Raw genomic sequence first — 26,543 nt, forward strand, 5'->3', positions numbered from 1 at the left:
GCAATTTTATTTTCCAAAAGACGATAAAAATTTAACTCTATCTCCCATAGGAGGAGTATTGTTATCGACTAAAGCAACCTCTAAAACTGCTGGCCCATTTGAATTCATTAAGCCGTTTATAACATCTTGATTGATATTTTCTAATTCATTAATTCTGTAAGTTGGTATATTCATAGCCGCGGCCATTGCACTAATATTAATTGATTCCTGTTCAAAGGATGGGTGAGTCCTACGGAATTGTAACGAATGACCGTGATATACCATTCCTAAACGGGCATTGTTCATCACAACAAATAAAATAGGCAAATTATATTCCTTCGCCGTTAGTATTTCCAATCCGTGCATGAAAAAGCAGCCATCCCCCGTAATACATACAACCGGACGCTCCGGTTCAGCCAGTTTTGAACCAATCGCAGAAGCAATTCCGCTTCCCATTGCGCCAAAATGCACATTAATATTATAGGAGTCAAAATCTATGACCTTCATGTGATGGATGACGTACGACATAAATTCCCCAATATCAATTGTATACCTAGTAGTTGCTGGCAAACATTTTTGAAGAGTCAGGAGCACATTTTTCGTATTATATTCCTCCGTATTCTCCACTACATCTTTCTTCTTTTCAACGGCAAGCTCAGCATTTTCCCTTGGCAAGCCTAAAGCTTTTAATTCTTCTATTAACAATAATAAACTTAAATTTATATCACCTAGTACTGGAATATCCACCTTGTACTTCCGATTAAACACGGATTGATCAAAATCCATTTGAACAGAAAAGCGATTTTTTATCAAGTTGCCATTATAATTATTTGTTGCAGTTTCTCCCAAGCTGGAGCCCACAATCAATAATGCTTTTCCATCACCCTCATTAATTAATTCGGAAGCAGCCTCATGACCGGCAAATCCAAACACTCCGACTAGAAGCGGGTGTCCCTCGGGGATATATCCCTTTGCTTGCGGGGTTGTTATAATCGGCCAATTCAGCAGTTCTGCCAGCTCTATTAATGATTCAACAGAGTTTCTTACTCCCTGCCCTGCAAAAATATAACCTCTATCCCTTTTTATCAGTTCTCTAGCTGTCTCTTTTATTGTGCCTAAGTCAGGAACAACAGGCAATCTTTTAGGCACATTCAGCATTTCAACATTTTCCATATTTTCGTGTTGAACATCAATCGGTATGGCAACATGTACAGGTCCTGGTACTCCAGATATAGCGATTTCAATTGCTAATGCGACTTCTTTAAGTACATCCTTTGCATCATTAACCGTAACGCTATATTTTGTAACAGGCCTGAAGACTGGTTCTACATCTAATTCTTGTGATGCATTCAAGCCTACCGTACTCATAGGTACAGCACCTGTAATGAATAAAACAGGTAAATGCTCCCGCATGGCATTGGCAGCACCTGTTACAAGATTTGTGGCACCTGGTCCGCTACAACCAATACATACACTTAGCTGATTTGTGTATTTAGCGTAAGCGGCAGCCATGTATGATGCTGCACCTTCATGCTTTGTTACGATCGGTGTTAATTCAGGCATATCATACAGCTCATCAAAAAAAGCATTTACAGAACCAGCTGGGATACCAAATATATGTTTAACTTCATTAGCTACTAAATATTTTAATACATTTCGAGCTGCTTTCATGTTTATTCCCCATTTATTTTAAATTTATCTCTCTATTAGAAAAAATTTTTCCACATCTTCGGCCATCACGGGACGGCTGAAAAAATATCCTTGCATCAGATAACAATTTCGTGCAGATAAAAATTCTACCTGTTCCTTTGTCTCAACACCTTCAGCAATAACGTCAAGGTTCAAAGTCTTAGCCAGCGTAATAATGGTATTCGTAATGGCCGCATCATCTTTTGTCATATCTTGCACAAAGGATTTATCAATTTTCAACGTTGAAATAGGCAGTTTTTTTAAATAACCTAAAGATGAATAACCAGTGCCAAAATCATCAATAGCGAGGTTTATTCCCAGACCTTTTAATTTCTTCATTGTTTTTAAAGTTGATTCTGTATTTTTCACAATTAAATTTTCAGTGAGTTCTAGATGTAAATACTCTGGAGATAGTTCTACTTTCTCTAAAACGTTTTTTACGACAGAAAATAAATCACTTTGTTCAAACTGACGTGCAGATAAATTTACGGACATACTAATTAATGGAAACCCTTGATCATTCCATTTCTTTAATTGTCTGCAGGCCTCTTCCAGAACCCATTCACCTATCGGGACTATTAATCCGGTTTCTTCAGCTATTGGGATAAATTTATCAGGTGATATCATCCCATGTTCTCGATGGTTCCATCTGATTAAAGCCTCTACACCCTCAATCTTATTCGTTTTACAGTTTATTTGTGGTTGGTAATAGATTATGAGCTCTTCTTGTTCCAAAGCTTTATACAAATCATTTTCTAACTTAACGCTTTCAAAGGTTCTAGTATCCATCCCTTCACTAAAGAAATGATAGCTATTACCTGATATTTCTTTAGACTTGTACATGGCTGTGTCTGCATTTTTGATTAAGATTTCAGTCGTATCACCGTTCTCAGGAAATATACTAATACCAATACTCGTTTTCATATAGATTTCATTATCTACTAACTTAAAAGGCTCTGAAAAAGAATCTATGACACGGTTTACTACCTTTAATACTTCATTTTCACTTTTGATATTGGGTAAATAGATGGTAAATTCATCTCCGCCCTGTCTCGATACCGTCGCACTTTTTGGCACACAAGCACTTAATCGGTTTGCAACCTCTCGTAGCAACAGATCACCGAAGCTATGCCCGAGCGTATCATTCACAAACTTAAACCTGTCTAAATCCAAATACAAAACTGCTAATTTTTCATTATGTAATTGAGCATATGTCAGCCCTTGAGTTAGCCTGTCCTTTAATAGAACTCTGTTAGGTAAATCTGTTAAACTATCAAAATAAGCATGGTATTTTATTTCTTGCTCCATTTGTTTCCTTTGGGTTATATCTTTAAAGGTAACGACTTCCCCTACAATCTCTTCCCCTTCTTTTATAGCGGAAATGACATACTCCACCGGAAAGCAGGATCGATCTTTTCTAAAAAATTGCTCAGTTTTATCGTAAAGATTCCAATTCCCATCGCAATCGGAGGCATCCTTCTTTTGCCTTCCTGTTTCAATTCCATTGAAAACCATACTGGATGTTTTTCCTATTAACTCATTTTCCATATCATAGCCTAACATGGAGGCACCAGCTGGGTTACAAAAGGTAATATTCCCATCAAGGTCTAAACCAAAAATCCCTTCTCCAGCAGAATTGAGGATTAGCTCCTTCTCACGGCTAAGCTGCTGCAATTCAGTTATTACTCGTTCCAGTTCCTTATTTTTCACAGTAATTTCTGAGGTTCTCTCTTCGATAATGACCTCCTGCTTTTCCATATATAAAAGGTTTGATAGCGTGGAGGCAGTTGCATCGACAATAGATTGTGACAGTTGTATTTGTGCTTCACAATAATTGAAATCACTATCACTTAGATTGACTACAGATATTTGCCCTAATACCTTTCCCATTGAAACCAATGGCAGCATCAAGAGTCCCTTCATGCCAAAATTACGGCAAACATCATGGTTTGGTCGCGAATCTGCATAAACATCTGGAATCAAGATTGGCTTTTTTGTTTTAATGACCTCTTGCGTGACCCTATCATTGCTTTGATCAAATTTTATCTTGTCATGTGTCTTGATCCAATCTTCTTCTGTCCATTCGGAATCCTTACTTAACTTTGCCGGTCTAATTTTTTTCTCAGCTAAAGGTTCTAGTAAATGAACTCCGATATTATAATTGTCTAAAACCTTTCCTAAATAGGAAAAACAGGTATCAAGACTTTCCTGCATTGAGGAACACATAGATAGATCCCGTGTCACATCAAGCAAGAGCTGTTTTTCAGCAATAAGGTTCACCTTATGAGTTAAGTTGTTCGCATTTTGAATGGCAACAGCCGCCATATTCACATATGCCTCAACTGTTTGAATTTCTGACTCTGTTAAATTCATGGGAATTCCATAGTCAAATAAAAAAACTAGACCAAATAATTCTTCTTCAAAAGAGATGGGAAGAACGAATAAAGATTTAATTCGAAACCCTTCAACAGCTCTCGGATCCGGCCGACTATCCTTTGATGTATCAGGGATGTAGATGGCTTTTTTTGTTTCAATCACTTCTTTTGCCAGCAGGTCGATTTCTGTATCAATGACATGCATATCCAGTGTCCATCCATTAATAATCTCTGGTTTTCCTACATATCCCCTAAAAGTCCCATCTTCCTGCGGCAAATAAATCCCAACAGAATCGCATTGAACGATTTCTTCAGAAATTGCTATTGTGACTTGCTCTAAAACTTCACGTAAATCCAACTTTGTATTGATCATTTTAGTTATATTCGCAAGTCGAGAATACCTCGTTTGTTCCTTTAACATAAAGATGAACTCCATTCCATTGACATTATCCAATTTAAAATCTTGATTTAAAGCCAATCAATACTATCATTTTACTAATTCGACAAAATTTTGCATATTTCTCATTATTATAATGTTTTTTATAGATTTAACATAGGAATTATTTGCATAATAATTTAATATTTTTATTACTCAGTTGCGAGATAAATACTTTGTTATTACTAAAGGTCATACAACATTACTTATTATTAAACATATTAAAATAAAAACAGATGAAAACCCCTCCCCATCAGAGTCCGGATTCCCATCTGCCTATTCAAACTACCTCTACACCCCAGCCACAAACTCCACATGTACAATGTATACGTGGCAACATAAAGGTGCTGGTTGGTCCATTACATTCTTAAAACTTTTTCTTTCAGTTGCGATCTACAAAGGAATTCAAAACTAAACAAATGCCCATAAATTAATGCAACCCATCCCCCTCTAACTTCAGAGAGTTACACCGTCTCACTATCCCGGGCCACATCAACACTCGCCTCAAACTTATCAAGCAATGCACGCACTTCATCTGTTGATTTCGTGCTCATCAATTGATTTCTTAGTTCAGCAGCTCCAGGGAAGCCTTTTACATAAATTTTGAAAAAGCGATGAAGCCCTGTGATTGAACGTGGCAGTACTTCTGCATATTGATCTTGAAGATCAAGCTGCAGTCTTAAAAGATCAAGGTGTTCTTTACTGCTATGCTCTCTTGGCTCTTTTTCAAAAGCAAACGGATTTTTGAAGATACCTCGTCCGATCATAACTCCATCAATACCGTATTTTTCAGCAAGTTCCATTCCGGTTTGACGATCAGGAATGTCTCCGTTGATTGTTATTAGCGTATTTGGTGCAATGCGGTCACGTAATTTTTTAATTTCCGGAATTAGTTCCCAGTGCGCGTCTACTTGGCTCATTTCTTCTCTTGTACGTAAGTGAATAGAAAGGTTCGCAATATCTTGTTTGAAAATGTGCGTTAACCAATCTTCCCACTCACTTAACTCTTTAAAGCCAAGTCGTGTTTTTACGCTGACAGGTAGCCCGCCCGCTTTTGCTGCTTGGATCAGTTCTGCCGCAACGTCTGGACGTAGAATAAGGCCACTACCTTTTCCTCTTGATGCTACATTCGGTACAGGGCAGCCCATATTAATATCGATACCTTTAAATCCTAGCTCTGCCATACCAATACTCATTTGGCGGAAATATTCAGGATTATCTCCCCAAATATGTGCCACTATTGGCTGTTCATCTTCTGTAAAAATTAAACGGCCACGTACACTTTTCATACCTTCTGGATGGCAATAGCTATCCGAGTTTGTAAACTCTGTGAAGAATACGTCTGGACGACCAGCTTCACTTACTACATGACGGAAAACAACGTCTGTCACATCTTCCATTGGTGCAAGTACGAAAAATGGTCGTGGTAAATCACGCCAAAAATTATCTATCATTTCAAATTCAAATCCTCTCACTATGAATGCAATTTCAAACTCTCAATTTATAATTTGTAAAAATCAGCAATATTTATTTTAACTAAAATCATTGCTGAATGGTATTTTTATAAACCAAAAAGCAGGTGGTATAGATTTTTTCTATATCAACTGCTTTTCTATTATACCAACTTAAGCCAAGCCACACACTCCACATGAGTAGTATGCGGGAACATATCAACAGGTTGTACCTCCTGCGTTTTATATCCGCCTTCTTCTAGTACTTTCAAGTCACGTGCTAATGTTGCTGGGTTGCATGATACGTATACAACGCGCTTTGGCTTCATGTCGATGATTGTGTTTAGTAGTGCTTCGTCACAACCTTTACGCGGTGGATCTACGACCATTGTGTCAGCGATTACGCCCTCTTTGTACCATTTTGGAATAACTACTTCTGCTTCTCCTACGCCAAATTCAGCGTTTGTCATGTTGTTTAGTGCTGCGTTTCGGTTTGCGTCTTCGATTGCTTCTGGAACAATTTCAACGCCGTACACTTTTTTCGCTTTTTGCGCTAGGAATAAGGAGATTGATCCGATTCCGCAGTATGCGTCGATTACAGTTTCGTTACCATCTAATTGTGCGTATTCTAACGTTTTATCGTATAGCACTTTCGTTTGTTCTGGGTTTACTTGATAGAATGAACGTGCTGAAATCGCAAATTTAATGTCACCGATAAAGTCATAAATATATTCTGATCCGTACAGTACTGTCGTTGTGTCTCCGAAAATAACGTTTGTACGCTTCGTATTTACGTTTTGAACGATTGATTTTACTTCTGGGAATTTCGCAGCAATTTCTTCAATGATTGCTTTTTTGTTTGGCAATTCTGCTGTACGTGTAATGAAGACAAGCATAATTTCCCCTGTTACTTGTCCGTAGCGGGCCATTACGTGGCGAAGTGTTCCTTTGTTACGCTCTTCGTTATACGCCGAAATACCGTGTTTTTCACAAATACGTTTTACTTCTTGAATTAAAGCATCGTTTTCTTCCGCCTGAATTAAGCATGATTCCATATTAATGATGTCATGCGTTCCTTGACGATAGAAACCTGCTACAAGTCCACCTTCACGTTCTCCAATTGGTACTTGTGCTTTATTGCGGTATATCCACGGATTTTTCATGCCAAGTACAGGATGAACAGGAACATCGCTTAGTCCGCCGATGCGCTGCATAACGTCGCGTACTTGTTTTTCTTTCGCTTGTAATTGTCCTTCATACGTTAAGTGCTGAAGCTGGCAACCGCCGCACTCGTTATACACAGGGCATTCTGCATCTTTACGATATGGACTTTCTTGATGAAGCTTCATTAAACGACCAAACGCGAAGTTTTTCTTCACTTTAATAATTTTAATTTGCGCTTCTTCACCTGGTAATCCGTTTTTAACGAAAATAGGATAGCCCTTTACTTTCGCAACACCGGCACCATCATGCGTTAAATCTTCAAATACTACATCTATAAACTCGTTTTTTTCAACTGGTGGCGTCATTTTTGTACTCATTTTCCGACCTCTCTTTTTCATAACACTGCGTTACATTTTATCATACTTATATGGTCTATTTCTATTGGAAGAAAAAAAGCTATTGACGATAGTTCTCTAGTAATGTTACGCTACTACTAATTTAATACGGACGATGTTACCTCATATATACTTGATAATATGGATCGAGAGTTTCTACCCGGCAACCTTAAATTGCTGGACTATGGGGAAAACTAATGAATATTAGCCTATGCGCAAAAAAGGACTCATATTGATTAGCTTTCTCTCATAGATGAAAGTGAATCCATATGGGTCTTTTTTTATTTTTATTTTTCTAAAAGGTCAGACATCTTACGTATGACATAAAACCTCTTCATTTTATTTTTAGTAATATAACGAGCGTTTTATGTACAAACTTTATACGAACTTCTGAAAGGGGCAACTACATGCAATACGTAATGAGCATTATCGGCATTCTTGTCGTTTTAGGTTTATGTTTTGCTTTGTCAAACAACAAAAGTAAAATCAACTTCCGTGCAATTGCTATTATGATTGGTTTTCAAATTTTAATCGGTTGGTTTATGTTTGGCACAAAGATTGGTCAACAAATCATTGTTTTCATTGGTAAAGTTTTCAACAAACTAATTAAACTTGGTACGACAGGTGTCGACTTTCTCTTTAATGGAATTCAAAGAGATTTTGTCTTTTTCTTAAATGTATTATTAATTATCGTATTTTTCTCAGCACTACTTTCTATCTTTAGTTATCTAGGTGTTTTACCACTTATCGTTCGCGTTGTCGGCGGTGCAATTTCAAAAATTACTGGTTTACCACGCGTTGAATCATTCCACGCAGTAAACTCTGTATTCTTCGGTTCAAGTGAAGCGTTAATCGTTATTAAAAATGATTTACAACATTTCAATAAAAACCGTATGTTTATCATTTGTTGTTCTGCGATGAGCTCAGTTTCTGCTTCTGTTACAGCATCGTACGTAATGATGTTAGATGCGAAATATGTACTAGCAGCTCTTCCACTAAACTTATTCTCAAGCTTAATCGTTTGTTCGTTATTAACACCAGTTGATACGAAAAAGGAAGATGAAGTGATTCAAAAATTTGATAGAACTCTATTCGGAGACAGCTTTATCGGTGCAATGATTAACGGTGCGCTTGATGGTTTAAAAGTAGCTGGTATCGTTGCCGCATTAATGATCGCCTTTATCGGTGTTATGGAAGTTGTAAACTACGTAATCAGCGCAGCTTCAGGTGCAATGGGATATGCTGTTACTTTACAACAAATCTTCGGTTATATACTTGCTCCATTCGCATTCTTAATGGGTATCCCAGTTCATGATATTATCCCAGCTGGTGGTATTATGGGTACAAAGATTGTCTTAAATGAATTCGTAGCAATCCTTGATTTAAAAGGCGCTGCTGCAACATTAGATCCACGTACAGTTGGAATCGTTACTGTATTCTTAATTAGCTTTGCTAGTATTAGCCAAATTGGTGCAATCGTTGGTACAATCCGTGCCCTTTCTGAAAAGCAAGGAAGCATCGTATCAAAATTCGGTTGGAAAATGCTATTTGCATCAACACTTGCTTCTATTTTATCTGCAACAATCGCTGGATTGTTTATTTAATAAAAAATCACCTTACTTGTTTAAGTAAGGTGATTTTTTGATTCTTTATGAAACCGAACGAAATTCAACTACTTCCTCTTTACTAATAAGTTTTCCTTCGTGTATGCCTTTTACTGAAATATCAATAATAGATTTATTCTCTCCTTCAAGCTTACCCAAAGAAAATAAGTAAATTAAATTTTGTTCTTTTAGCACCCATTGCTTGCCATGCCAAGGCCCCGTTATCTTTTGTTCCAAAGGTGTTTTTTCTTCTCCGACGTACTGACATTCTCCAAACGAAGTTTTTACTATATTTTTCTCCGTATCAATTACTATTTTTTGAAATAGCTCTAGATTTTTACTTGAAACAATTTCTATCTCATGGTTACTTTTTTGTTTAAATTGCAGCTTTCCATCACTTGTATTAGATAAACTACTATTCTCAACAGCGTTCCTAAAAAAATTATATTCTTCTTCCGTAACACCAAAATTCGGATGATAAGGCTTCACCTGCTTATCTATATGCCCCGATATGTAGTTTACATACCACTCTTTATCATTTTTTACATGATCACTCATTTTTTTAGTAATAACCTCTACTTTTTTACGGGTATCACGATCCATCTCAATCGTCATAATATCCGCCGTAACTTCCGCGTTCATCAGATGCTTTGGAATATACTCTTCCACACTATTCTCCTTACTCACTTCACTTTGGCAACCGACTATGAATAACGATATGAGCAGAATATATACTATTTTTTTATATTTCATTTCTGTTCTCCACTCCGTACATCAGTATTACTTTCATTTATAGCGTTTCTTATTATAGTTTAAAATCCTGATATTTTAATAGAAACTACTCTAAATATGCAAAATTGCATATTAATAAACCTTCCTCTTACTTTAAAATTAGCTTAAATCATTTACCAAAATATACAAATCACAAATGCACAATGTTATAATTTGTAAAAAAAACACATTGGAGGATACTATGAAAGCCCACGCTCTTTTCGACTTCTTACATTTACTAGTTTTAAGCATGAAAAGTTATTATGTATGGGGAATGCCGATCTATGTCTTCATTATTCCTCTTATTTTTGTAGTCGGTTATATTATTATCAATTCTAATAAGAAACGAAAGAATACCTCTATTCAAAGTCACTAATCTTTCGCTCTAATAGCTCCTCCTAAAAATCATATTCCCCTCATTTTCTTCAAATGATATGATGAACAAGGGTATATCCCCACCACTCTTATAGCGGTGGGGATTTTAATGTAAGCATGCACCATAATACACAATAGAAGGTGATTTCATGAAAAAATACGCAGCAATTGCTTTATGTACATCTGCCCTTCTAGCAGGATGTAGTACTAGCAATGTAAGTCCAGAACCTAAAAAAGAGAAAAAGGTTCAAGAAGTTAAGAAACAAGAAGAGGCCGTGCAAGAACAAGGTAAAATTTCTTATAATCCAATTACGCACGAATCTACAAACACAAATATTCATATTACAGATATAAAAGATTCTTTAACCGAAGTACAATATAAAATTTGGCGTACTGCTGATGGAAAAGAAAATACTAAATCTTTTTCTTCTAAAGAAAAGGAGAAACAATTCACTATTCCTTTTGATATAAAAGAATTTGAAGGAAAACGCGGGGAATATCAAATTGAAGCATTAGGGATAAAAGAGGATGGGAAAACTATTCCGCTCACAAAATCTACTATTACTTTCGAGCAAAAAGTTCCTGTTCTTATGTATCACGCAATTGATGATTATCACGGACAAGGTATTAAAGATTTATTCGTATCGCCCGCTAACTTTGAAGCACAAATGAAGCATTTAAAAGACAATGGCTATACATTATTAACATTTGAACGCTGGGGCGATATAAATAAAGTAAACAAGCCGATTTTCGTTACATTTGACGACGGTATGAAAAATAATATGAATGCATTTCGCATTTTACAAAAGCTAAAAGATGATACTTTTAAACCAGCAGCAACGGAATATATGATTGTTGATAACGTTGATGTAGAAGGCGCTCTTTCAACTGCTGAAATAAAAGAAATGGTTGATTCCGGCATTTTTTCTGTACAGTCTCACACAGCTACACATGCAGACTTACCGAAAATTACAAACTATGAAGAAGAGTTAAAAGGATCGAAAGAGAAGCTAGAAAAAATAACAGGTAAGCCTGTTATCGCAATCGCTTATCCATTTGGTCATGTAGATGATAAAGTTGTCGCGGAAACGAAGAAATACTATCAATTTGCAACGACAACGAAGCCTGGACAGTTCATTACAAAGGGTGAACCAGATGAGTTGTTAAAAATGAAGCGCGTTCGCATACACCATACAACTACAGTTGAACAGTTTGCTTCTTCCATTAAATAACTGTGAGAGCTCAATACATTTTGAGCTCTCTTTTTACTTTATATTTATATATATTTTTAGAATTTTCTTGTATTATATATAGTAAGAAATCTTTCAAACTAAAGGAGATTATACATATGTCATTTGAACAAACGTTAGAGAAGTATGCTGCCCTTGCAGTCAATGTTGGTGTTAATATTCAACCTGGACAAACTTTATCAATTAGTGCACCTCTTGAAGCTGTACAATTTGTACGCCTCGTTACAGAAAAAGCATATAAATCTGGTGCAAAACACGTATATGTTGATTGGAATGATGAGACGTTAACACGCTTAAAGTTCGATCTAGCTCCTGAAGAAGCTTTCGCTGAGTTCCCATCTTGGAAAGCACATGCTCGTGAAGAATTAGCAAAAGAAGGCGCTGCATTTATGTCTATTTATGCAGAAAACCCTGATTTATTAAAAGGCGTAGAACCAACGCGTATCGCAACTGCTCATAAAGTAGCTGGAGAAGCGATGAAAGTATACCGTGATTATGTACAAGCAGATAAAGTAAGCTGGTGTGTAATTTCTGTTCCAACAAAAGAATGGGCTGCGAAAGTATTCCCTGATGTAGCGCCAGAGGAACAAGAAGCTAAACTATGGGACGCTATCTTCAAAGCTACTCGTGCTGATTTAGAAAATCCTGTGGAAGCATGGAAAGAACATGATGAAACGCTACATACAAAAGTAGATTACTTAAACGAAAAGCATTATAAAGCTCTTCACTATACAGCTCCTGGAACAGACTTAACGATTGAACTTCCAGAAAAACATGTATGGGCTGGTGCTGGTAGCTTAAATGAAAAGAACGTACCATTTATGGCTAACATTCCAACTGAAGAAGTATTTACAATGCCACTTAAAACAGGTGTAAACGGCCAAGTATCTAGCACAAAACCGTTAGCATTTGCAGGCAACATTATCGATAACTTCACGTTAACATTTGAAAACGGACGTATCGTAGACTACAAAGCAGAAGATGGAGAAGAAGCTTTAAAACATTTAGTAGAAACAGATGAAGGCTCTCACTTCTTAGGCGAGGTTGCTTTAGTACCTCATGATTCACCAATTTCAAACACAAATATTTTATTCTACAATACGCTATTTGATGAAAACGCATCTTGCCACCTTGCAATCGGAAATGCCTATGCATTTAACTTAGATGGCGGGAAAACAATGACGAAAGAAGAACTTGCTGAAAATGGTGCGAACGCTAGTATTACACACAACGACTTCATGATCGGATCAGCTGAGCTTGATATCGATGGTATTACAGCTGATGGAAGACATGAGCCGATTTTCCGTAAAGGTAACTGGGCGTTTTAAGTTAACCATTATAAAAACACATTGGATTAACCAATGTGTTTTTATTTGTTTGGCTTCAATTCAAATTTTATCGTTCTATTCTCATGTGTAAACTCAGGCCTATACGTAGCGATATACGTATTTTCTTTATCTACATCAAATAGCATAACATCTTGAATTTTCTCATCCGGTGCTACCTTTTTACTAATGAAACTATCATACTTATATTCTTTAAACTTTGTACCTTTCTTATCGGTAACCTCAAATTCGTAAAATGCAAAAGGTATTTCTTTCTTACTATTATTTTTCACCGTAAAAACAATTCCTAAAATATCCTCTTTCTTTTTATCAATAGTGTAATCTGGATATCCTAATTGAACTGAATCGAGAGTTACTTGCAAACCATCTACATCTACTGTTTCCCCTATTTTATAAACTTTATCTTGAACGTCCTCTTGTTTACTTTCATCGCTATTTTTAGTTTCTGCGCAAGCACTTAAACTAAAAGCTATGCCACAAATTAAAATAATTCGACTCATTTTTTTGAACATACTCTTCCATCCTTATGAGACAAGGTTTTTATATTTATCCCGCTATTTGCGGGCAGTAAGACTCCTACCTCGAAATTCAGCTGGAGTAAGGAAGTTAGGTGGGAGATTAACTGCCCGTAAACGCCCGATTGGCGCGGGCTGATAATCAGTGGGGAATGAACAAAATCCCCACTGATTAAAGTTTTACTTTATCATAGCAAAACTCTTTACGCTTTCTTGTCATATTTTGTCATAGTAATTGCTAACTACACAAATAGAAAAAAAGCTATCTTCTACAAAAGATAGCTTTCATGATACTGATGAAACTTTAAGTCCAATTACTCCTAAAACAATAAAAAGAATACAACACGCTTGGAATAAGTTAATATGCTCTTTAAAGAAATACACACTAATAATCGTAATAAGTAGTGTTCCCACACCAGACCAAATTGCATAGGCAATGCTTAAATGAATCTTTTTAACAACGATAGCAAACACGCTGAAACAAATTCCATAGAATACAAAAATAAGTACACTTGGAACGGGCTTTGTTAAACCGTTCGATAATTTCATCGCAATCGTTCCAGCTACTTCAAAAATAATTGTTACGAGTAATAATAGCCAATATACCATACTAGAATCTCCTTCTCTATTACCTTATAGAGATTCTAGTATACTACTTATAGCCCTAACGAAATATATTTAATTTCTAAATATTCCTCGATACCGAAATGGCCTCCTTCACGGCCGATACCACTTTCTTTAAAGCCACCAAATGGTGCTTGTGCAACTGATGGAAGTCCATCATTTAAGCCGATAATTCCGTACTCTAATGCTTCGCTAATTTGGAATGCCTGACTAATATCTTTTGTGAAAATATAAGCAGCCAAGCCATATGGTGTATTATTTGCACGTTCGATTACTTCTTCAACCGTTTTAAATTTCGCAACTGGTGCAACCGGTCCAAATGTTTCTTCATTCATACAAAGCATCGTGTCATTTGCCAACCCGATTACTGTCGGCTGAATGAAATATCCATCTAACTCTGTAAATTTATGGCCACCGTATAAAACTTCTCCACCCTTTTGAATTGCATCTTCAATATGTTCTTGTACTTTCGAAATTGCATTCGCATCAATAAGTGGCCCTACAGTTGTTCCTTCGCCGAATCCGTCTCCAACTTTAAGCTGCTCTACAGCTTTTGTGAACTTTCCTGCAAATTCTTCGTACACTTCTTCTTGAACGAAGACGCGGTTTGTACATATACACGTTTGTCCTGCGTTACGGAATTTCGAACCGATTACCGCTTCTACCGCCTTATCTAAATCAGCATCATTCATAACAATAAATGGAGCATGACCACCTAACTCAAGTGAAACCTTTTTCATCGTTTGTGCAGCGCTAGCCATTAATTCTTTCCCAATTTCAGTTGATCCTGTAAAGGAAACTTTTCGGACACGCTCATCTTCCATCCACGTATCAGCAATTGCTTTTGCACTACCTGTTACAATATTTATTACACCTTTTGGAATGTCTGCTTCATGTGCTAATTCAACTAACTTCAATGCCGTTAATGGTGTTTGACTCGCTGGTTTCACAACCGCTGTACAGCCCGCTGCAAGCGCTGGAGCTACCTTTCTCGTAATCATAGCAGCTGGGAAGTTCCATGGTGTAATAGCTGCCATAACCCCAACTGGTTGCTTCATAACTAAAATACGTTTATTCGGATGAGAAGCAGGAATCATTTCACCGTATATTCTCTTTCCTTCTTCTGCGTACCATTCAACAAAACTATTTGCATAATTTACTTCACCAAGTGCTTCTGCGAACGGCTTTCCTTGTTCTCTCGTCATGATTGCTGCAATTTCTTCTTTATTTTCATCAATGAGTGTGAACCATTTTTTTAACTTTACTGCACGATCTGCTGCAGTTAATTTTGACCATGATTTAAAAGCTTCGTGTGCAGCATCAACTGCCTGCTTTGCCTCTATAATCCCGCCCTTTGGTACAGTTGCAAATACTTCCTTTGTTGCTGGATTATTCACTTCGATTTGTTCTTGCAGTGTAATCCACTCACCATTTATATACATCGCCTTTTTCTCTAAGTTTACGAACGTCGCTTTTTTATCCAATGTTTTCTTCCTCCTCTATAAACTTCTTAATTTTCCTAGTAGCAGCAGATTGACTTATTTGCAAAAACTCAGCTACCTTATAACTTGATCCATACGTTTTATACGCTTTAAGAATAATATTTCTCTCTACCTCTTCCAGCATTCTATAAAGACTTTGTCCGGATTGTTCAACTGTTGCCTCTTGCATAGATAGTGGCAAATCTTCTACCGTTACAAAATCATCAGCAGTGATAACAATTCGTTCAATTACATTTTCAATCTCTCTATTATTTCCCTCCCATGAATACCCTACAAACATTTGTAACGTACTAGGAGCTAGCTTCACATCACGTCCATACTTTTTATTGAAATGCTGTAAATAATGATAGACTAACGGTAATATATCTTCTGTTCTTTCACGAAGCGGAGGAATTGAAATTGGGATTACATTTAGGCGGTAATACAAATCTTTCCTAAATGTCCCCTCTTTTACCATTTTACTTAGATCTCTATTCGTAGCGGCGACTATACGAACGTCTACTTTTTTTAAGTCTCTTCCTCCTACCGGCCGAAATGTTTTCTCCTGTAATACTTGCAAAAGTTTCGCCTGAATTTCAAGCGGCATTTCACCGATTTCATCTAAGAAAAGAGTTCCTTTATGCGCTGATTCTAACAGTCCCTTCTTCCCTTCACGATTTGCCCCTGTAAAAGACCCACCTGAATATCCAAAAAGCTCAGATTCAATTAAATTCGTCGGCAATGCCGCACAATTAATCTCATAAAAACTTTCATTTTTCCGATGACTTACTTCATGTAAATGGCGTACTAGTCGGCTTTTCCCTACTCCTGTCTCACCTAATACGAGAACAGTGCTATCCACCACAGAAACTTTTTTGATTGTTTCAACTATTTTTTGCATAGCAATGCTTTTAAAAATAAGCCCTTCATGCTCATACGTTTCTCTTAATTCTTTCTTATATGTCTTTAACTGATTATCCATCTCCTCTACCTTCTTACGTAATTGGTAGAGTTCTGTAAGATCTCGTGAATAACTAATAACTCGTCTTAAATTACCTTGTTCAGCAAATACTGGACGCGTGCGAACGTGTAAATATTCTCCTGATTTTGTTGTTTGAACAAGTTCAACTGGCCTTTTCTTTTCAATTACTTCTAATGTTGCAGACGGATAAAAAATTCCTTCTTTCTGTAGTTCTTGTACATGCTTTCCTACTAATTCCTTAGCAGAGAGTTGGTAATGTCTTTCACACGTACTATTTACACGCACAACGATTCCTTTATCATCTGTAACAAAAATTTCGTCAAATGCATATTCAAATACATCTTGTAAATCCATCAACACTCGTTCCTTTTCTGCAACCATCCTAGCCACTCCCTACTTCATATCCATCGATTCACTTTACTACCTTTATTATAAAGTGAATTTTCTGCATTTTATATAGAGTAAGCTAGAATGTTTGCGATTTATAATTCAGTTTTTAAACACGAGCGATGTTTGCTTGCTCATAACAAGCTTGCAATGATTCTTCAATTATTGTTAAACCTTCCTCTAGCTGCTCATCTGTAATAACTAATGGCATTAACACGCGAATAACATTTCCATATGTTCCTGCTGATAGTAGAAGTAATCCGCGTTTATTTGCTTCCGCACATAAATTAGCTGCCAATGTTTTGTCAGGCGCTTTAGTCTTACGATCTTGAACGAGCTCAAATGCACACATTGCCCCTAAGCCGCGCACATCACCAATGCAATTATATTTATTTTTCATCTCTTCAAATCGGTTCATTACGACTTTTCCTAATTCTATCGCTCTATCATTTAATTTCTCTTTTTCAATTACATCAAGCACAGCTAATGCAGCCGCACATCCTAGTGGGCTTCCTGCATACGTTCCGCCCAGTTCTCCCGGTGCAGACTCATTCATAATTTCTTTACGCCCAATAACACCACTAATCGGTACACCAGCACCTAATGATTTAGATACCGTAATTAAATCTGGAACGACATCATAATGATCAATTGCAAAGTATTTTCCGGTACGACTAAAGCCTGTTTGAATTTCATCCGCTACAAATAAAATACCGTGCTCTGAACAAATGCTGCGTACTTCTTGAACAAATTTCTTACTTGGAACGATAAATCCACCTTCCCCTTGAACAGGTTCCATTACAACGGCTGCAATTGTTTCTGGTGCTACTTCTGATATGAAGAAGTTCTTAAACTCTTCAATGATAAAATCATCATACTGCTCTTCTGTTAATCCTTCTGGACGACGGTATTCATATGGGAATGGCGCTTTATATACTTCTGGAGCAAATGGGCCAAATCCAAACTTATATGGTTTTACTTTACTTGTCATCGTCATTGTCATTAATGTACGCCCATGAAACCCTTTAGAAAATGCGATAATCCCAGGTCTCTTCGTATATTTACGAGCGATTTTCACCGCATTCTCAACTGCTTCTGCACCACTGTTTAAAAACAGGACTTGTTTATCAAAACTTCCTGGCGCTAATGCAGCAAGCTTTTCCGCTAATTCAATATATGGCTCATACATCATGACATTAAATCCCGTATGAATATATTGATCTACTTGTTTATGAAGTGCTTCTTTAACAGCTGGATGACAATGTCCTACGTTAATTGTTCCTATTGCTCCTGCAAAATCAATGTACTGATTACCATCAACATCTATTACAAGAGCTCCATCTGCAGACTGTACGAATGTTGGAATACCATTACTTACTCCTTTTGGTACTATATTTTGGCGGCGTTCTAATAAAGACGCTGCTTTCGGTCCTGGAATTTGTTCATTTACTTTAGCAAATTTTTTTGTGCTCATTGTGTACCCCATCCTTTTCTATACAATGTTTTCTCTTTATATTGCAAGATGTATGCCAACTTTCCCTTTCTAGTATTCATCCCATTCTCTTAATATCTCGGCATAAAAAATAAGTCTATAAAGACTCATAAAGAGTCTTTATAGACTTATCCGTTTATACATTAGACTTTCCTTGTTTCCAAATAAACTCACCTGAATGAGAAATTAAATCTTCAACAGATTGTAACACTAAATCTGCAAGTGGTTCTAACGTTTGACGATTACCCGTACCAGATAGTACACCAATTGCATAGCAGTCGCCACCATTTTTCGCTAAATATAAATCCGTCGGTGTATCCCCGACGACCGCTACTTCACATGTTTCTAAATTAAATCTCTCACAAAACGATTCTACAATTCTTTTATCTGGTTTCTGTGCTGGAAACGTATCTGAGGCTATGACACAATCAAAAAAGTGCTCTAATTGATACTGCTTTAAAAATAATTCTGTCGGTGCAAAATCATCAGCTGTGACGACACCTAAAATAAACCCTCTATCCTTTAATGCTTGTAAAATTTTTGGTAAATCTGCCGTCATTCTCATATGTTCTCGATGCTCATACATAAGAGAAAATAACTTTTCACTTACCCATTCGTGCATCTCCTCTTCCTTAGATGACGTAATATACTTACAAAGCCCCTTTGCTACATCGAGGCTTGTTCCAGCAGCTATTGCACTACGAGGATGAACAAATGCCCCATCCACACCGATTTCTTTTAACAAAGCCTGCTGCATTGACTGTGGGAGTTGATATAATTTTATACATTCAGCGACAAGCTCTTCAGCTACTTTTATCCAAATTGAATGAAAATCCATTAATGTCCCGTCTTTATCAAATAATATTGCTTTTACCTTCTCCATAGCACACTACCTCTCGTTTCTTATCTCCTCCAGTGTATCAATAAAGTATGGATATAAAATAAACGAATTGTAAAAATACCATAAAAATCAAACTAACTTCCAATTTACAATTCCTATATAAAAACAAAAAGGATGCCTTTAAAGGGCATCCTCTTGATGTTCAGGAACAAATAGTTCTAGACAATGATATATATTTTCGAATTCCATCGGCGCATCTCCACCATATTCACCATCTAAATTAATCATTAGTTTATCTGGTGAATGCACTTTAATTCGATTCGCTTGTGTATATAGCACTTTTGGATTGTTAATATGTTCCCCACGCTGCGCTTGTGTTGCTGCTTTAATTAAATCAGCGATAGAACCTTTTTTCAGCACTAATAAATCAAATAACCCATCGTTAATAGACGCATATGGTGCTACCTTTTCGAATCCACCAACTGAACGAGTATTTGTAATTAAAAACATCGTAATTTCTTCTTGTAGTAACTTCCCATCATACTCAATTTCAACATATGTTGGATGTAATGATGGTAACATTTCGATTCCTTTTAAATAATAAGCAAGTTGACCTAATACTGTCTTTAGCTTGCTTGGTACTTCATATGTTAATTCTGTAATGCGGCCGCCACCAGCAATATTAATGAAATATGTATCATTCGCTCTCCCAAGATCTAAAGGAACCGTTTTCCCTTCACAAATAATATCCGCTGCCTCTTCAATAGCACGTGGCACACCGATTGCACGTGCAAAGTCATTTGTCGTTCCAACTGGAATAATTCCAAACTTCGGACGATGCTCATGTCCCACTAAACCATTTACCACTTCATTTAACGTACCGTCACCACCTGCAGCAATAACAACATCAAACTTACGATCCGCAGCTTGCCTCGCCGCCACAGTTGCATCTCCAGGACCAGTTGTCGCATGACAAGATGCTTCATATCCAGCTTGTTCTAATTTTTGTAATACTTCTGGTAAGCTCTTCTTAAATAGCTCACGTCCAGAAGTAGGGTTATAAATAATCCTTGCTCGCTTCATCATTTATTAGCACAGGAAATTTCTTTATGTATCGAAAAAGAACATACCGAACTTCTATTCAGTATTCCCATGCCTACCTCCTCTCATCTTCCTATCCTTCTTTTATCCCGCTCAAACAGGCAGTAAGAACCCGATTCGTGTAGCCCATCAAAAGTAAATATTCATTTTCAATGGTTTTGTTTTATTTGACAAAAAAATTTATGTCCATCTATTTCCTCACAACAATTTACATATAACGAATAATAATTATCTATTATTTCATGAGATGAAAAAAACCTCTATGTCTAGATTTATCATTATTCCCACCTTTTTGCAACTATCATACCATAGTTGCTATACAAACATTTTTTCACTTTTGACAGTTAATCAAACGTTTATTTAAATTATTTTTCACCATTTAAACAAACGTTTGATTAACTCAGAAAAAACACCCAAATACGGGTGTTTTTTCTGTTTAATCTTTAAGAATCTATACTATTTTAGCGCTCAAAAATAAGAATTCCTCTTTTATTTTTATCGCTTATTAATCTCTTCAAGTAAGATTTTGTTAACAAGCGGTGGATTGGCTTGTCCTTTTGTCGCTTTCATAATTTGACCAACTAAGAAGCCAATTGCACGGTCTTTACCGTTTTTAAAGTCTTCGATAGATTGCTCATTATTATCAAGAATTTCTGTTACAACCTTACGAAGTGTACCTTCGTCAGAAATTTGAACAAGACCTTTCGCTTTAACGATTTCTTCTGGGTCTCCACCTTTTTCAATTAATTCATTAAATACTTTCTTCGCGATTTTAGAAGAAATTGTACCTTTTTCAATTAATTGAACCATTTTAGATAAACCAGCAGGCGTTAACGCAACGTCTTTTAATTCTTTTTGCTGTTTGTTTAAGTATGCAAGCACTTCACCCATTAACCAGTTTGATGTTAATTTCGCATCTGCTCCATCTTCAATTGCTGCTTCAAAGAAATCAGACATCTCTTTCGTTAATGTTAATACGTGTGCATCATAAGCTGGCAAGCCAATTTCTGCAACATAGCGAGCTTTACGTGCATCTGGAAGTTCTGGAATCGAAGCACGAATTTCTTCTTTCCACTCATCATCGATGTAAAGTTCAACTAAGTCTGGCTCTGGGAAGTAACGGTAATCGTCAGATCCTTCTTTTATACGCATTAAGATTGTTTTCTTCGTTGCTTCATCATAACGACGTGTTTCTTGTTGGATGATACCACCAGATAATAATTCTTTTTCTTGGCGCACTTGCTCATGCTCAAGACCTTTTTGCACGTAAGTGAATGAGTTTAAGTTTTTCAGTTCTGCTTTTGTACCGAATTTCTCTTGTCCAACAGGACGAAGTGAAATATTCGCATCACAACGAAGAGAACCTTCTTCCATCTTACAATCAGATACGCCTGTATATTGAATGATTGATTTTAACTTCTCTAAGTATGCATATGCTTCTTCTGGAGTACGCATATCTGGCTCAGATACGATCTCGATTAAAGGCATACCTTGACGGTTGTAATCTACTAATGAACCGTCAGCTGTATGCGTTGATTTACCAGCATCTTCTTCTAAATGAAGACGTGTAATACCGATACGTTTCTTTTTACCGTCTACTTCGATTTCAATCCAACCATTTTCACCAATTGGCTTATCAAATTGAGAGATTTGGTAAGCTTTCGGATTATCTGGGTAGAAATAGTTTTTACGGTCGAACTTCGTTTCCGTTGCAATTTCACAGTTTAATGCCATTGCAGCTTTCATTGCAAAGTTAACTGCTTCTTTATTTAAAGTAGGAAGTACCCCTGGGTATCCTAAGTCAATTACACTTGTTTGTGTATTTGGCTCCGCTCCGAATTCTGTTGGACTCGCAGAGAAAATTTTCGAATTTGTTTTTAACTCAACGTGAACCTCTAAACCAATAATTGTTTCTAAATTCATCTATGCTCGCCTCCTTACAGACTTGCTTTTTTTGTATGATAGTCTGTTGCTTGCTCAAACGCATGTGCAACGCGGTAAATTGTCGCTTCATCGAAGTGTTTACCAATGATTTGTAGACCAAGTGGCATGTTGTTAGCACCGAATCCACATGGGACAGAAATCGCTGGAACACCCGCTAAGTTTACTGGGATTGTTAAAATGTCATTTGCATACATTGTCATTGGATCGTCCACTTTTTCGCCCACTTTAAATGCCGGAGTTGGCGTTGTTGGTCCGATAATAACATCATAGTTAGCAAATACATTTTCAAAGTCGTTTTTAATTAATGTACGTACTTGTTGTGCTTTTTTGTAATATGCATCATAGTAACCAGAGCTAAGAGCAAATGTACCAAGCATAATACGACGTTTTACTTCATCTCCGAAACCTTCGCTACGTGTGTTTTTGTAAAGATCTAATAAGTTATTTACATTATCAGAACGAACACCGTAACGTACGCCATCAAAGCGTGAAAGGTTAGCAGATGCTTCAGAAGAAGATAATAAGTAATACGTTGCTAGAGCGTATTTAGAGTGTGGAAGAGATACTTCCTCCCAAGTTGCACCCATACCTTCTAATACTTTTAACGCAGCTAGTACTGACTCACGAGCTTCTTCGCCAACACCTTCGCCTAAGTATTCTTTCGGTACAGCAATGCGTAAACCTTTAACGTCGCCTGTTAAACCAGCTAAGTAGTTTCCTACTTCAACGTTTGCAGAAGTTGCATCCATACGGTCAATACCTGAAATAGCTTGTAATAAGTATGCATTGTCTTCTACTGTACGTGTAATCGGTCCGATTTGGTCAAGTGAAGATGCGAATGCTACTAATCCGTAACGAGATACGCGTCCGTAAGTTGGTTTTAAACCTACAACGCCGCAATATGCAGCTGGCTGACGGATAGAACCACCCGTATCAGAACCTAGAGAGAATAATACTTCTCCTGCTGCTACAGCTGCTGCAGAACCACCACTAGATCCGCCTGGAACGTAATCTAAGTTCCATGGGTTTTTCGTAGCGTAGAAACCTGAGTTTTCATTTGAAGAACCCATTGCGAACTCGTCCATATTTAATTTACCGATTGTAACTGTGTCAGCAGCTTTTAGCTTTTGTACAACTGTCGCATCGTAAATTGGATCGAAGTTTGCTAACATTTTGCTCGCACAAGTTGTACGAAGGCCGTTAGTTACAATGTTATCTTTTACACCGATTGGCATACCGAATAATAAACCATTATCCTCAGCACCAATTTTCGCGTCTAATTCTTTCGCTTTCGCACGGGCATTTTCTTCATCTAATGTAAGAAAAGCTTTTACGTTATCTTCAACATCCGCAATACGTTTGTAAGATTCTTCTACTAAATCCGTAACGGAAATTTCTTTGTTGTTTAACTTCTTATGTAACTCTGATACCGAATGATCAAATAATGACATCGAAATTCCCTCCTCTATTCTAATACTGCTGGAACACGGATTTGATTATCTTTGTGATCCGGTGCATTTTTTAATACTTCTTCTACTGGTAAACCTTTTTCTGGTACATCTTCACGCATAACATTTTTCATAGTTAATACGTGAGTTGTTGGTTTTACATCAGTTGTATCTAATTCATTTAACTGTTCTGCAAATGTAACAATTGCATCTAGTTGTTTTTGGAATTTTTCTGCTTCTTGATCAGTAATTGCAAGACGTGCTAAATGTGCTACGTGCTTTACATTCTCAACGGAAATTCTTGACACGGCTAGGCCACCTCCATAATATATCGTTCAATCTACAATACTATTGATGATACCAAATTTTCAGTACTTCAAGCAAGTCAACACACGGTACTTACGGTATTTTTACATAAAAAAAGAAAGGCAAATGCCTTTCTTTACGATTTACTCTTTATCTAACGGTTTATTTTTCGGAAATCTCTCGTTATCCTCTTCATTATCACGAATTGTTTTTTGTAATACAAAACAAGACATTGTTAAAAATAATGTTCCAATTAAATAGTATCCTTTTACACTAAGCGTTTCATCTAACGTATAAATCCCAATTAGCATACCTGAAAGCGCGCAAACAAATGAAGTCCATGCTAAAAACGTGAACGCTTGCGTATTTCGTCTTCTCATCGTTCTCCCCCTCGTTGGCTGTACACCCATTATAGATAAATATATTTATCATGATGGATTTTTATGTAAATTCTATTTTGCTATTTATAAATCTATCATAAAAAAATATTATTTTAAAGGTAGTTTTCTGTCTAATCTGAAAAAAACAATTAAAACGATTGACATTTATTTCAATTCTACATAAAATAAAAATAAATATTACGAACCTCGAAATATACGGGAGTGGAAATAATTGTTGCAATATGAACATTTTTTAGACTTACTGCTAGATAATGCCAAGAAACTTTTCTATCCTGAAGAATGGGTAAGCCTAGATTTAACACTTTCTAAAACAGAAGTATTTTGTTTACTTTGGATGGAGCGAAATACAGATATTACAATGACAAAAATCGCTGAACTTCTTGATATACCGATGAGTACAACGACAGGCGTTGTAAATCGTCTTGTAAAAAAGGGGTATATTGAACGATACCGTGATGAAAACGATCGACGTATTGTATTAATTCGTTTAACAGAAAACGGCGTAATGCTCGTTCAAGAAGTGAAACAAAATGCGGCCCATTACTTTAACCTAGTGACAGAAGCTTTGTCAGAAGAAGAAACAGCTTTCTTACTACAAATATTCCAAAAGATCATGAATCACATCGCTACGTCACAGCAAAAAACAGAAGAAAAGGTTTCTACACCTAAAATGAAAAACATTCCGATTGAATAAAACCCTAGCTGGGTTTTTATTCAATTAAATACTTCGACACTCGTAATATTCGAAACTCGAAACAAAGGGGATAGAATGATGAGAATTATTTTGTATACAGGTAAAGGCGGCGTAGGAAAAACTAGCATTTCAGCAGCAACAGCAATCCAAAGTGCAAAACAAGGATTAAAAACATTAGTAATGAGCACAGATCCTGCTCATAGTTTAGGAGATTCATTTGGCATAAAACTATCTTCTGAGCCACTAGAAATTCGCGAAAACTTGTGGGCACAAGAAATTAACACCATTTATGAAATGGAAAAAGGCTGGGGGAAATTGCAGAAATATATTACACTACTCTTCACTTCCAAAGCAGCTGATGATATTACAACAGAAGAATTAACGATGTTCCCTGGTATGGAAGATTTAATTAGCTTACTTCGAGTACTCGATTACTATAAAAACAACACTTACGAAGTCATCATTATTGATTGCGCACCGACTGGAGAAACTTTAGCAATGCTTAGCTTTCCAGACATGCTCGGCTGGTGGATGGAAAAACTCTTTCCTATTAAAAGGAAGATTTTAAAAGTTGTTCGTCCTGTAGCTCAACCACTTCTTGGTGTCCCCCTTCCAACCGATGATATTATGGACGAATTAACAAATACACTTGAACAGCTTGGAGAAATGAGAGATATTTTATCAAACCGAGAAGTAACAAGTATCCGCATCGTTGTAAATCCTGAAAAAATGGTCATTAAAGAAGCTCAGCGTAGTTTTACTTATTTAAACTTATACGATTATAACGTGGATGCCATTATGATTAACCGCGTCATCCCTAACACTGTTACCGACCCTTACTTTCAGGCATGGAAAGATACACAAAAGAAATATAAGGCGTTAATTAAAGATAGTTTTCAGCCACTTCCTATTTACGAAGCTCCCATGTTTGAACAAGAAGTTGTTGGTTTACCTATGTTAGAGCGTGTAGGAAATGCTTTATTTAAATCAGACCCTTCTCCTACTGAAGTGAAATTTAATGGCCGCACACAATATGTAAAAAAAGATGGCGATGAGTATATTTTCGTTCTGTCCATTCCCTTCTCAAACAAAAGTGAACTTTCATTAAATCAAAAAGGTGATGAACTTATTATTCGAGCCGGCTCTATGAAGCGGAATATCACCTTGCCAAAAACATTAACACACCTTTCTATTCAAGGAGCTAAGTTTGAAGATGATGTACTAAACATTCGGTTTGGAGGTGTAGTACATGCATGATGAATTACTAAGAAAGGTAATTCGTACAAAAATAAAAATCGGTATGCGTATATTAGAAGAGCTACCGAATCCGATTCAGCAATCAGCTAAGCAAGCACTAAACATTTTACAGGAAGAGCTATCTTCTTATATAGAAGCACAACCACATCCCGAGGATCATTTAAAAAGTATCATAATTGAATAACTATATCTGTATAGAAGGCCTGTTTTTTTATAGGCTTTCTATATCTTTATT

Annotated in this window: 22 protein-coding genes and 1 riboswitch; of the genes, 6 read left to right on the top strand and 16 right to left on the bottom strand. The window is 36.6% G+C overall.

All coding sequences use genetic code 11. The features are described from left to right. Window positions 1–6 precede the first annotated feature (6 nt). From CDB3_RS23005 to rlmD, 4 genes are all read right to left on the bottom strand, one after another. Window positions 7–1,650: a thiamine pyrophosphate-binding protein gene (locus CDB3_RS23005; RefSeq protein ID WP_128856091.1), complete on the bottom strand. Its 1,644-nt coding sequence runs from the start codon at window positions 1,648–1,650 to the stop codon at window positions 7–9. A 24-nt stretch (window positions 1,651–1,674) separates the two neighbouring features. Beyond that, the gene (locus CDB3_RS23010; RefSeq protein WP_128856092.1) at window positions 1,675–4,464 is read right to left on the bottom strand and encodes an EAL domain-containing protein; all 2,790 of its coding nucleotides are present in this window, start codon (window positions 4,462–4,464) and stop codon (window positions 1,675–1,677) included. A 479-nt stretch (window positions 4,465–4,943) separates the two neighbouring features. After that, window positions 4,944–5,933 (bottom strand): tRNA dihydrouridine synthase, encoded by a 990-nt coding sequence (locus tag CDB3_RS23015; protein WP_128856093.1) that lies wholly within the window; start codon window positions 5,931–5,933, stop codon window positions 4,944–4,946. A gap of 161 nt (window positions 5,934–6,094) precedes the next feature. Continuing rightward, complete coding sequence (gene rlmD, locus CDB3_RS23020) at window positions 6,095–7,471, bottom strand: 23S rRNA (uracil(1939)-C(5))-methyltransferase RlmD (protein ID WP_128856094.1); 1,377 nt, start codon at window positions 7,469–7,471, stop codon at window positions 6,095–6,097. Between the two features lie 121 nt (window positions 7,472–7,592). After that, a riboswitch (purine riboswitch) is annotated at window positions 7,593–7,694 on the top strand. A gap of 202 nt (window positions 7,695–7,896) precedes the next feature. Here rlmD and CDB3_RS23025 point away from each other — a divergent pair. Beyond that, window positions 7,897–9,093 (top strand): NupC/NupG family nucleoside CNT transporter, encoded by a 1,197-nt coding sequence (locus CDB3_RS23025; RefSeq protein WP_128856095.1) that lies wholly within the window; start codon window positions 7,897–7,899, stop codon window positions 9,091–9,093. Between the two features lie 45 nt (window positions 9,094–9,138). Here the strand turns inward: CDB3_RS23025 and CDB3_RS23030 are convergent, their stop codons facing one another. Then, window positions 9,139–9,846 (bottom strand): hypothetical protein, encoded by a 708-nt coding sequence (locus CDB3_RS23030; protein ID WP_128856096.1) that lies wholly within the window; start codon window positions 9,844–9,846, stop codon window positions 9,139–9,141. A 542-nt stretch (window positions 9,847–10,388) separates the two neighbouring features. Here CDB3_RS23030 and CDB3_RS23035 point away from each other — a divergent pair. Further along, the gene (locus CDB3_RS23035) at window positions 10,389–11,471 is read left to right on the top strand and encodes a polysaccharide deacetylase family protein (protein WP_128856097.1); all 1,083 of its coding nucleotides are present in this window, start codon (window positions 10,389–10,391) and stop codon (window positions 11,469–11,471) included. Window positions 11,472–11,587: 116 nt separating this feature from the next. Then, window positions 11,588–12,817: an aminopeptidase gene (locus CDB3_RS23040; RefSeq protein WP_128856098.1), complete on the top strand. Its 1,230-nt coding sequence runs from the start codon at window positions 11,588–11,590 to the stop codon at window positions 12,815–12,817. Between the two features lie 41 nt (window positions 12,818–12,858). Here the strand turns inward: CDB3_RS23040 and CDB3_RS23045 are convergent, their stop codons facing one another. From CDB3_RS23045 to CDB3_RS23100, 11 genes are all read right to left on the bottom strand, one after another. Then, complete coding sequence (locus CDB3_RS23045) at window positions 12,859–13,347, bottom strand: DUF4352 domain-containing protein (RefSeq protein ID WP_128856099.1); 489 nt, start codon at window positions 13,345–13,347, stop codon at window positions 12,859–12,861. A gap of 288 nt (window positions 13,348–13,635) precedes the next feature. Further along, window positions 13,636–13,959 carry a DMT family transporter gene (locus CDB3_RS23055; RefSeq protein ID WP_128856100.1) on the bottom strand — a complete coding sequence of 108 codons (324 nt, stop codon included), beginning with the start codon at window positions 13,957–13,959 and terminating at the stop codon, window positions 13,636–13,638. Window positions 13,960–14,006: 47 nt separating this feature from the next. Beyond that, entirely contained in the window at window positions 14,007–15,458 is a 1,452-nt protein-coding gene (gene gabD / locus CDB3_RS23060; RefSeq protein ID WP_097828989.1) for an NADP-dependent succinate-semialdehyde dehydrogenase, read from the bottom strand. Then, window positions 15,451–16,818 carry a sigma-54 interaction domain-containing protein gene (locus tag CDB3_RS23065; RefSeq protein WP_128856101.1) on the bottom strand — a complete coding sequence of 456 codons (1,368 nt, stop codon included), beginning with the start codon at window positions 16,816–16,818 and terminating at the stop codon, window positions 15,451–15,453. The genes gabD and CDB3_RS23065 overlap by 8 nt, the downstream gene beginning before the upstream one ends. Before the next feature lie 115 nt (window positions 16,819–16,933). Continuing rightward, window positions 16,934–18,298: a 4-aminobutyrate--2-oxoglutarate transaminase gene (gene gabT, locus CDB3_RS23070; protein WP_179139748.1), complete on the bottom strand. Its 1,365-nt coding sequence runs from the start codon at window positions 18,296–18,298 to the stop codon at window positions 16,934–16,936. Between the two features lie 154 nt (window positions 18,299–18,452). Further along, the gene (locus CDB3_RS23075; RefSeq protein ID WP_128856103.1) at window positions 18,453–19,199 is read right to left on the bottom strand and encodes an HAD family hydrolase; all 747 of its coding nucleotides are present in this window, start codon (window positions 19,197–19,199) and stop codon (window positions 18,453–18,455) included. A gap of 138 nt (window positions 19,200–19,337) precedes the next feature. Beyond that, entirely contained in the window at window positions 19,338–20,243 is a 906-nt protein-coding gene (locus tag CDB3_RS23080) for a diacylglycerol kinase (protein ID WP_000977668.1), read from the bottom strand. 510 nt (window positions 20,244–20,753) lie between these two features. Continuing rightward, window positions 20,754–22,181: an Asp-tRNA(Asn)/Glu-tRNA(Gln) amidotransferase subunit GatB gene (gene gatB / locus CDB3_RS23085; RefSeq protein ID WP_128856104.1), complete on the bottom strand. Its 1,428-nt coding sequence runs from the start codon at window positions 22,179–22,181 to the stop codon at window positions 20,754–20,756. 14 nt (window positions 22,182–22,195) lie between these two features. Next, window positions 22,196–23,653 carry an Asp-tRNA(Asn)/Glu-tRNA(Gln) amidotransferase subunit GatA gene (gene gatA, locus CDB3_RS23090; protein ID WP_000051449.1) on the bottom strand — a complete coding sequence of 486 codons (1,458 nt, stop codon included), beginning with the start codon at window positions 23,651–23,653 and terminating at the stop codon, window positions 22,196–22,198. A 14-nt stretch (window positions 23,654–23,667) separates the two neighbouring features. After that, window positions 23,668–23,958 carry an Asp-tRNA(Asn)/Glu-tRNA(Gln) amidotransferase subunit GatC gene (gene gatC, locus CDB3_RS23095; protein WP_000086999.1) on the bottom strand — a complete coding sequence of 97 codons (291 nt, stop codon included), beginning with the start codon at window positions 23,956–23,958 and terminating at the stop codon, window positions 23,668–23,670. 141 nt (window positions 23,959–24,099) lie between these two features. Beyond that, window positions 24,100–24,336: a YiaA/YiaB family inner membrane protein gene (locus tag CDB3_RS23100; protein WP_001254393.1), complete on the bottom strand. Its 237-nt coding sequence runs from the start codon at window positions 24,334–24,336 to the stop codon at window positions 24,100–24,102. A 232-nt stretch (window positions 24,337–24,568) separates the two neighbouring features. On the opposite strand from CDB3_RS23100, the gene CDB3_RS23105 reads away from it, so the two are divergent. From CDB3_RS23105 to CDB3_RS23115, 3 genes are all read left to right on the top strand, one after another. Next, window positions 24,569–25,051, top strand: a complete 483-nt coding sequence (locus CDB3_RS23105; RefSeq protein ID WP_097828996.1) for a MarR family winged helix-turn-helix transcriptional regulator — start codon at window positions 24,569–24,571, stop codon at window positions 25,049–25,051. A gap of 75 nt (window positions 25,052–25,126) precedes the next feature. Next, complete coding sequence (locus CDB3_RS23110) at window positions 25,127–26,308, top strand: ArsA family ATPase (protein ID WP_179139749.1); 1,182 nt, start codon at window positions 25,127–25,129, stop codon at window positions 26,306–26,308. Further along, entirely contained in the window at window positions 26,301–26,492 is a 192-nt protein-coding gene (locus tag CDB3_RS23115) for a DUF3926 domain-containing protein (protein WP_128856105.1), read from the top strand. The genes CDB3_RS23110 and CDB3_RS23115 overlap by 8 nt, the downstream gene beginning before the upstream one ends. Window positions 26,493–26,543: the final 51 nt, after the last annotated feature.

The sequence above is a fragment of the Bacillus sp. CDB3 genome, assembly GCF_002081505.1.
Taxonomy (GTDB): Bacteria; Bacillota; Bacilli; order Bacillales; family Bacillaceae_G; genus Bacillus_A; species Bacillus_A cereus_AT.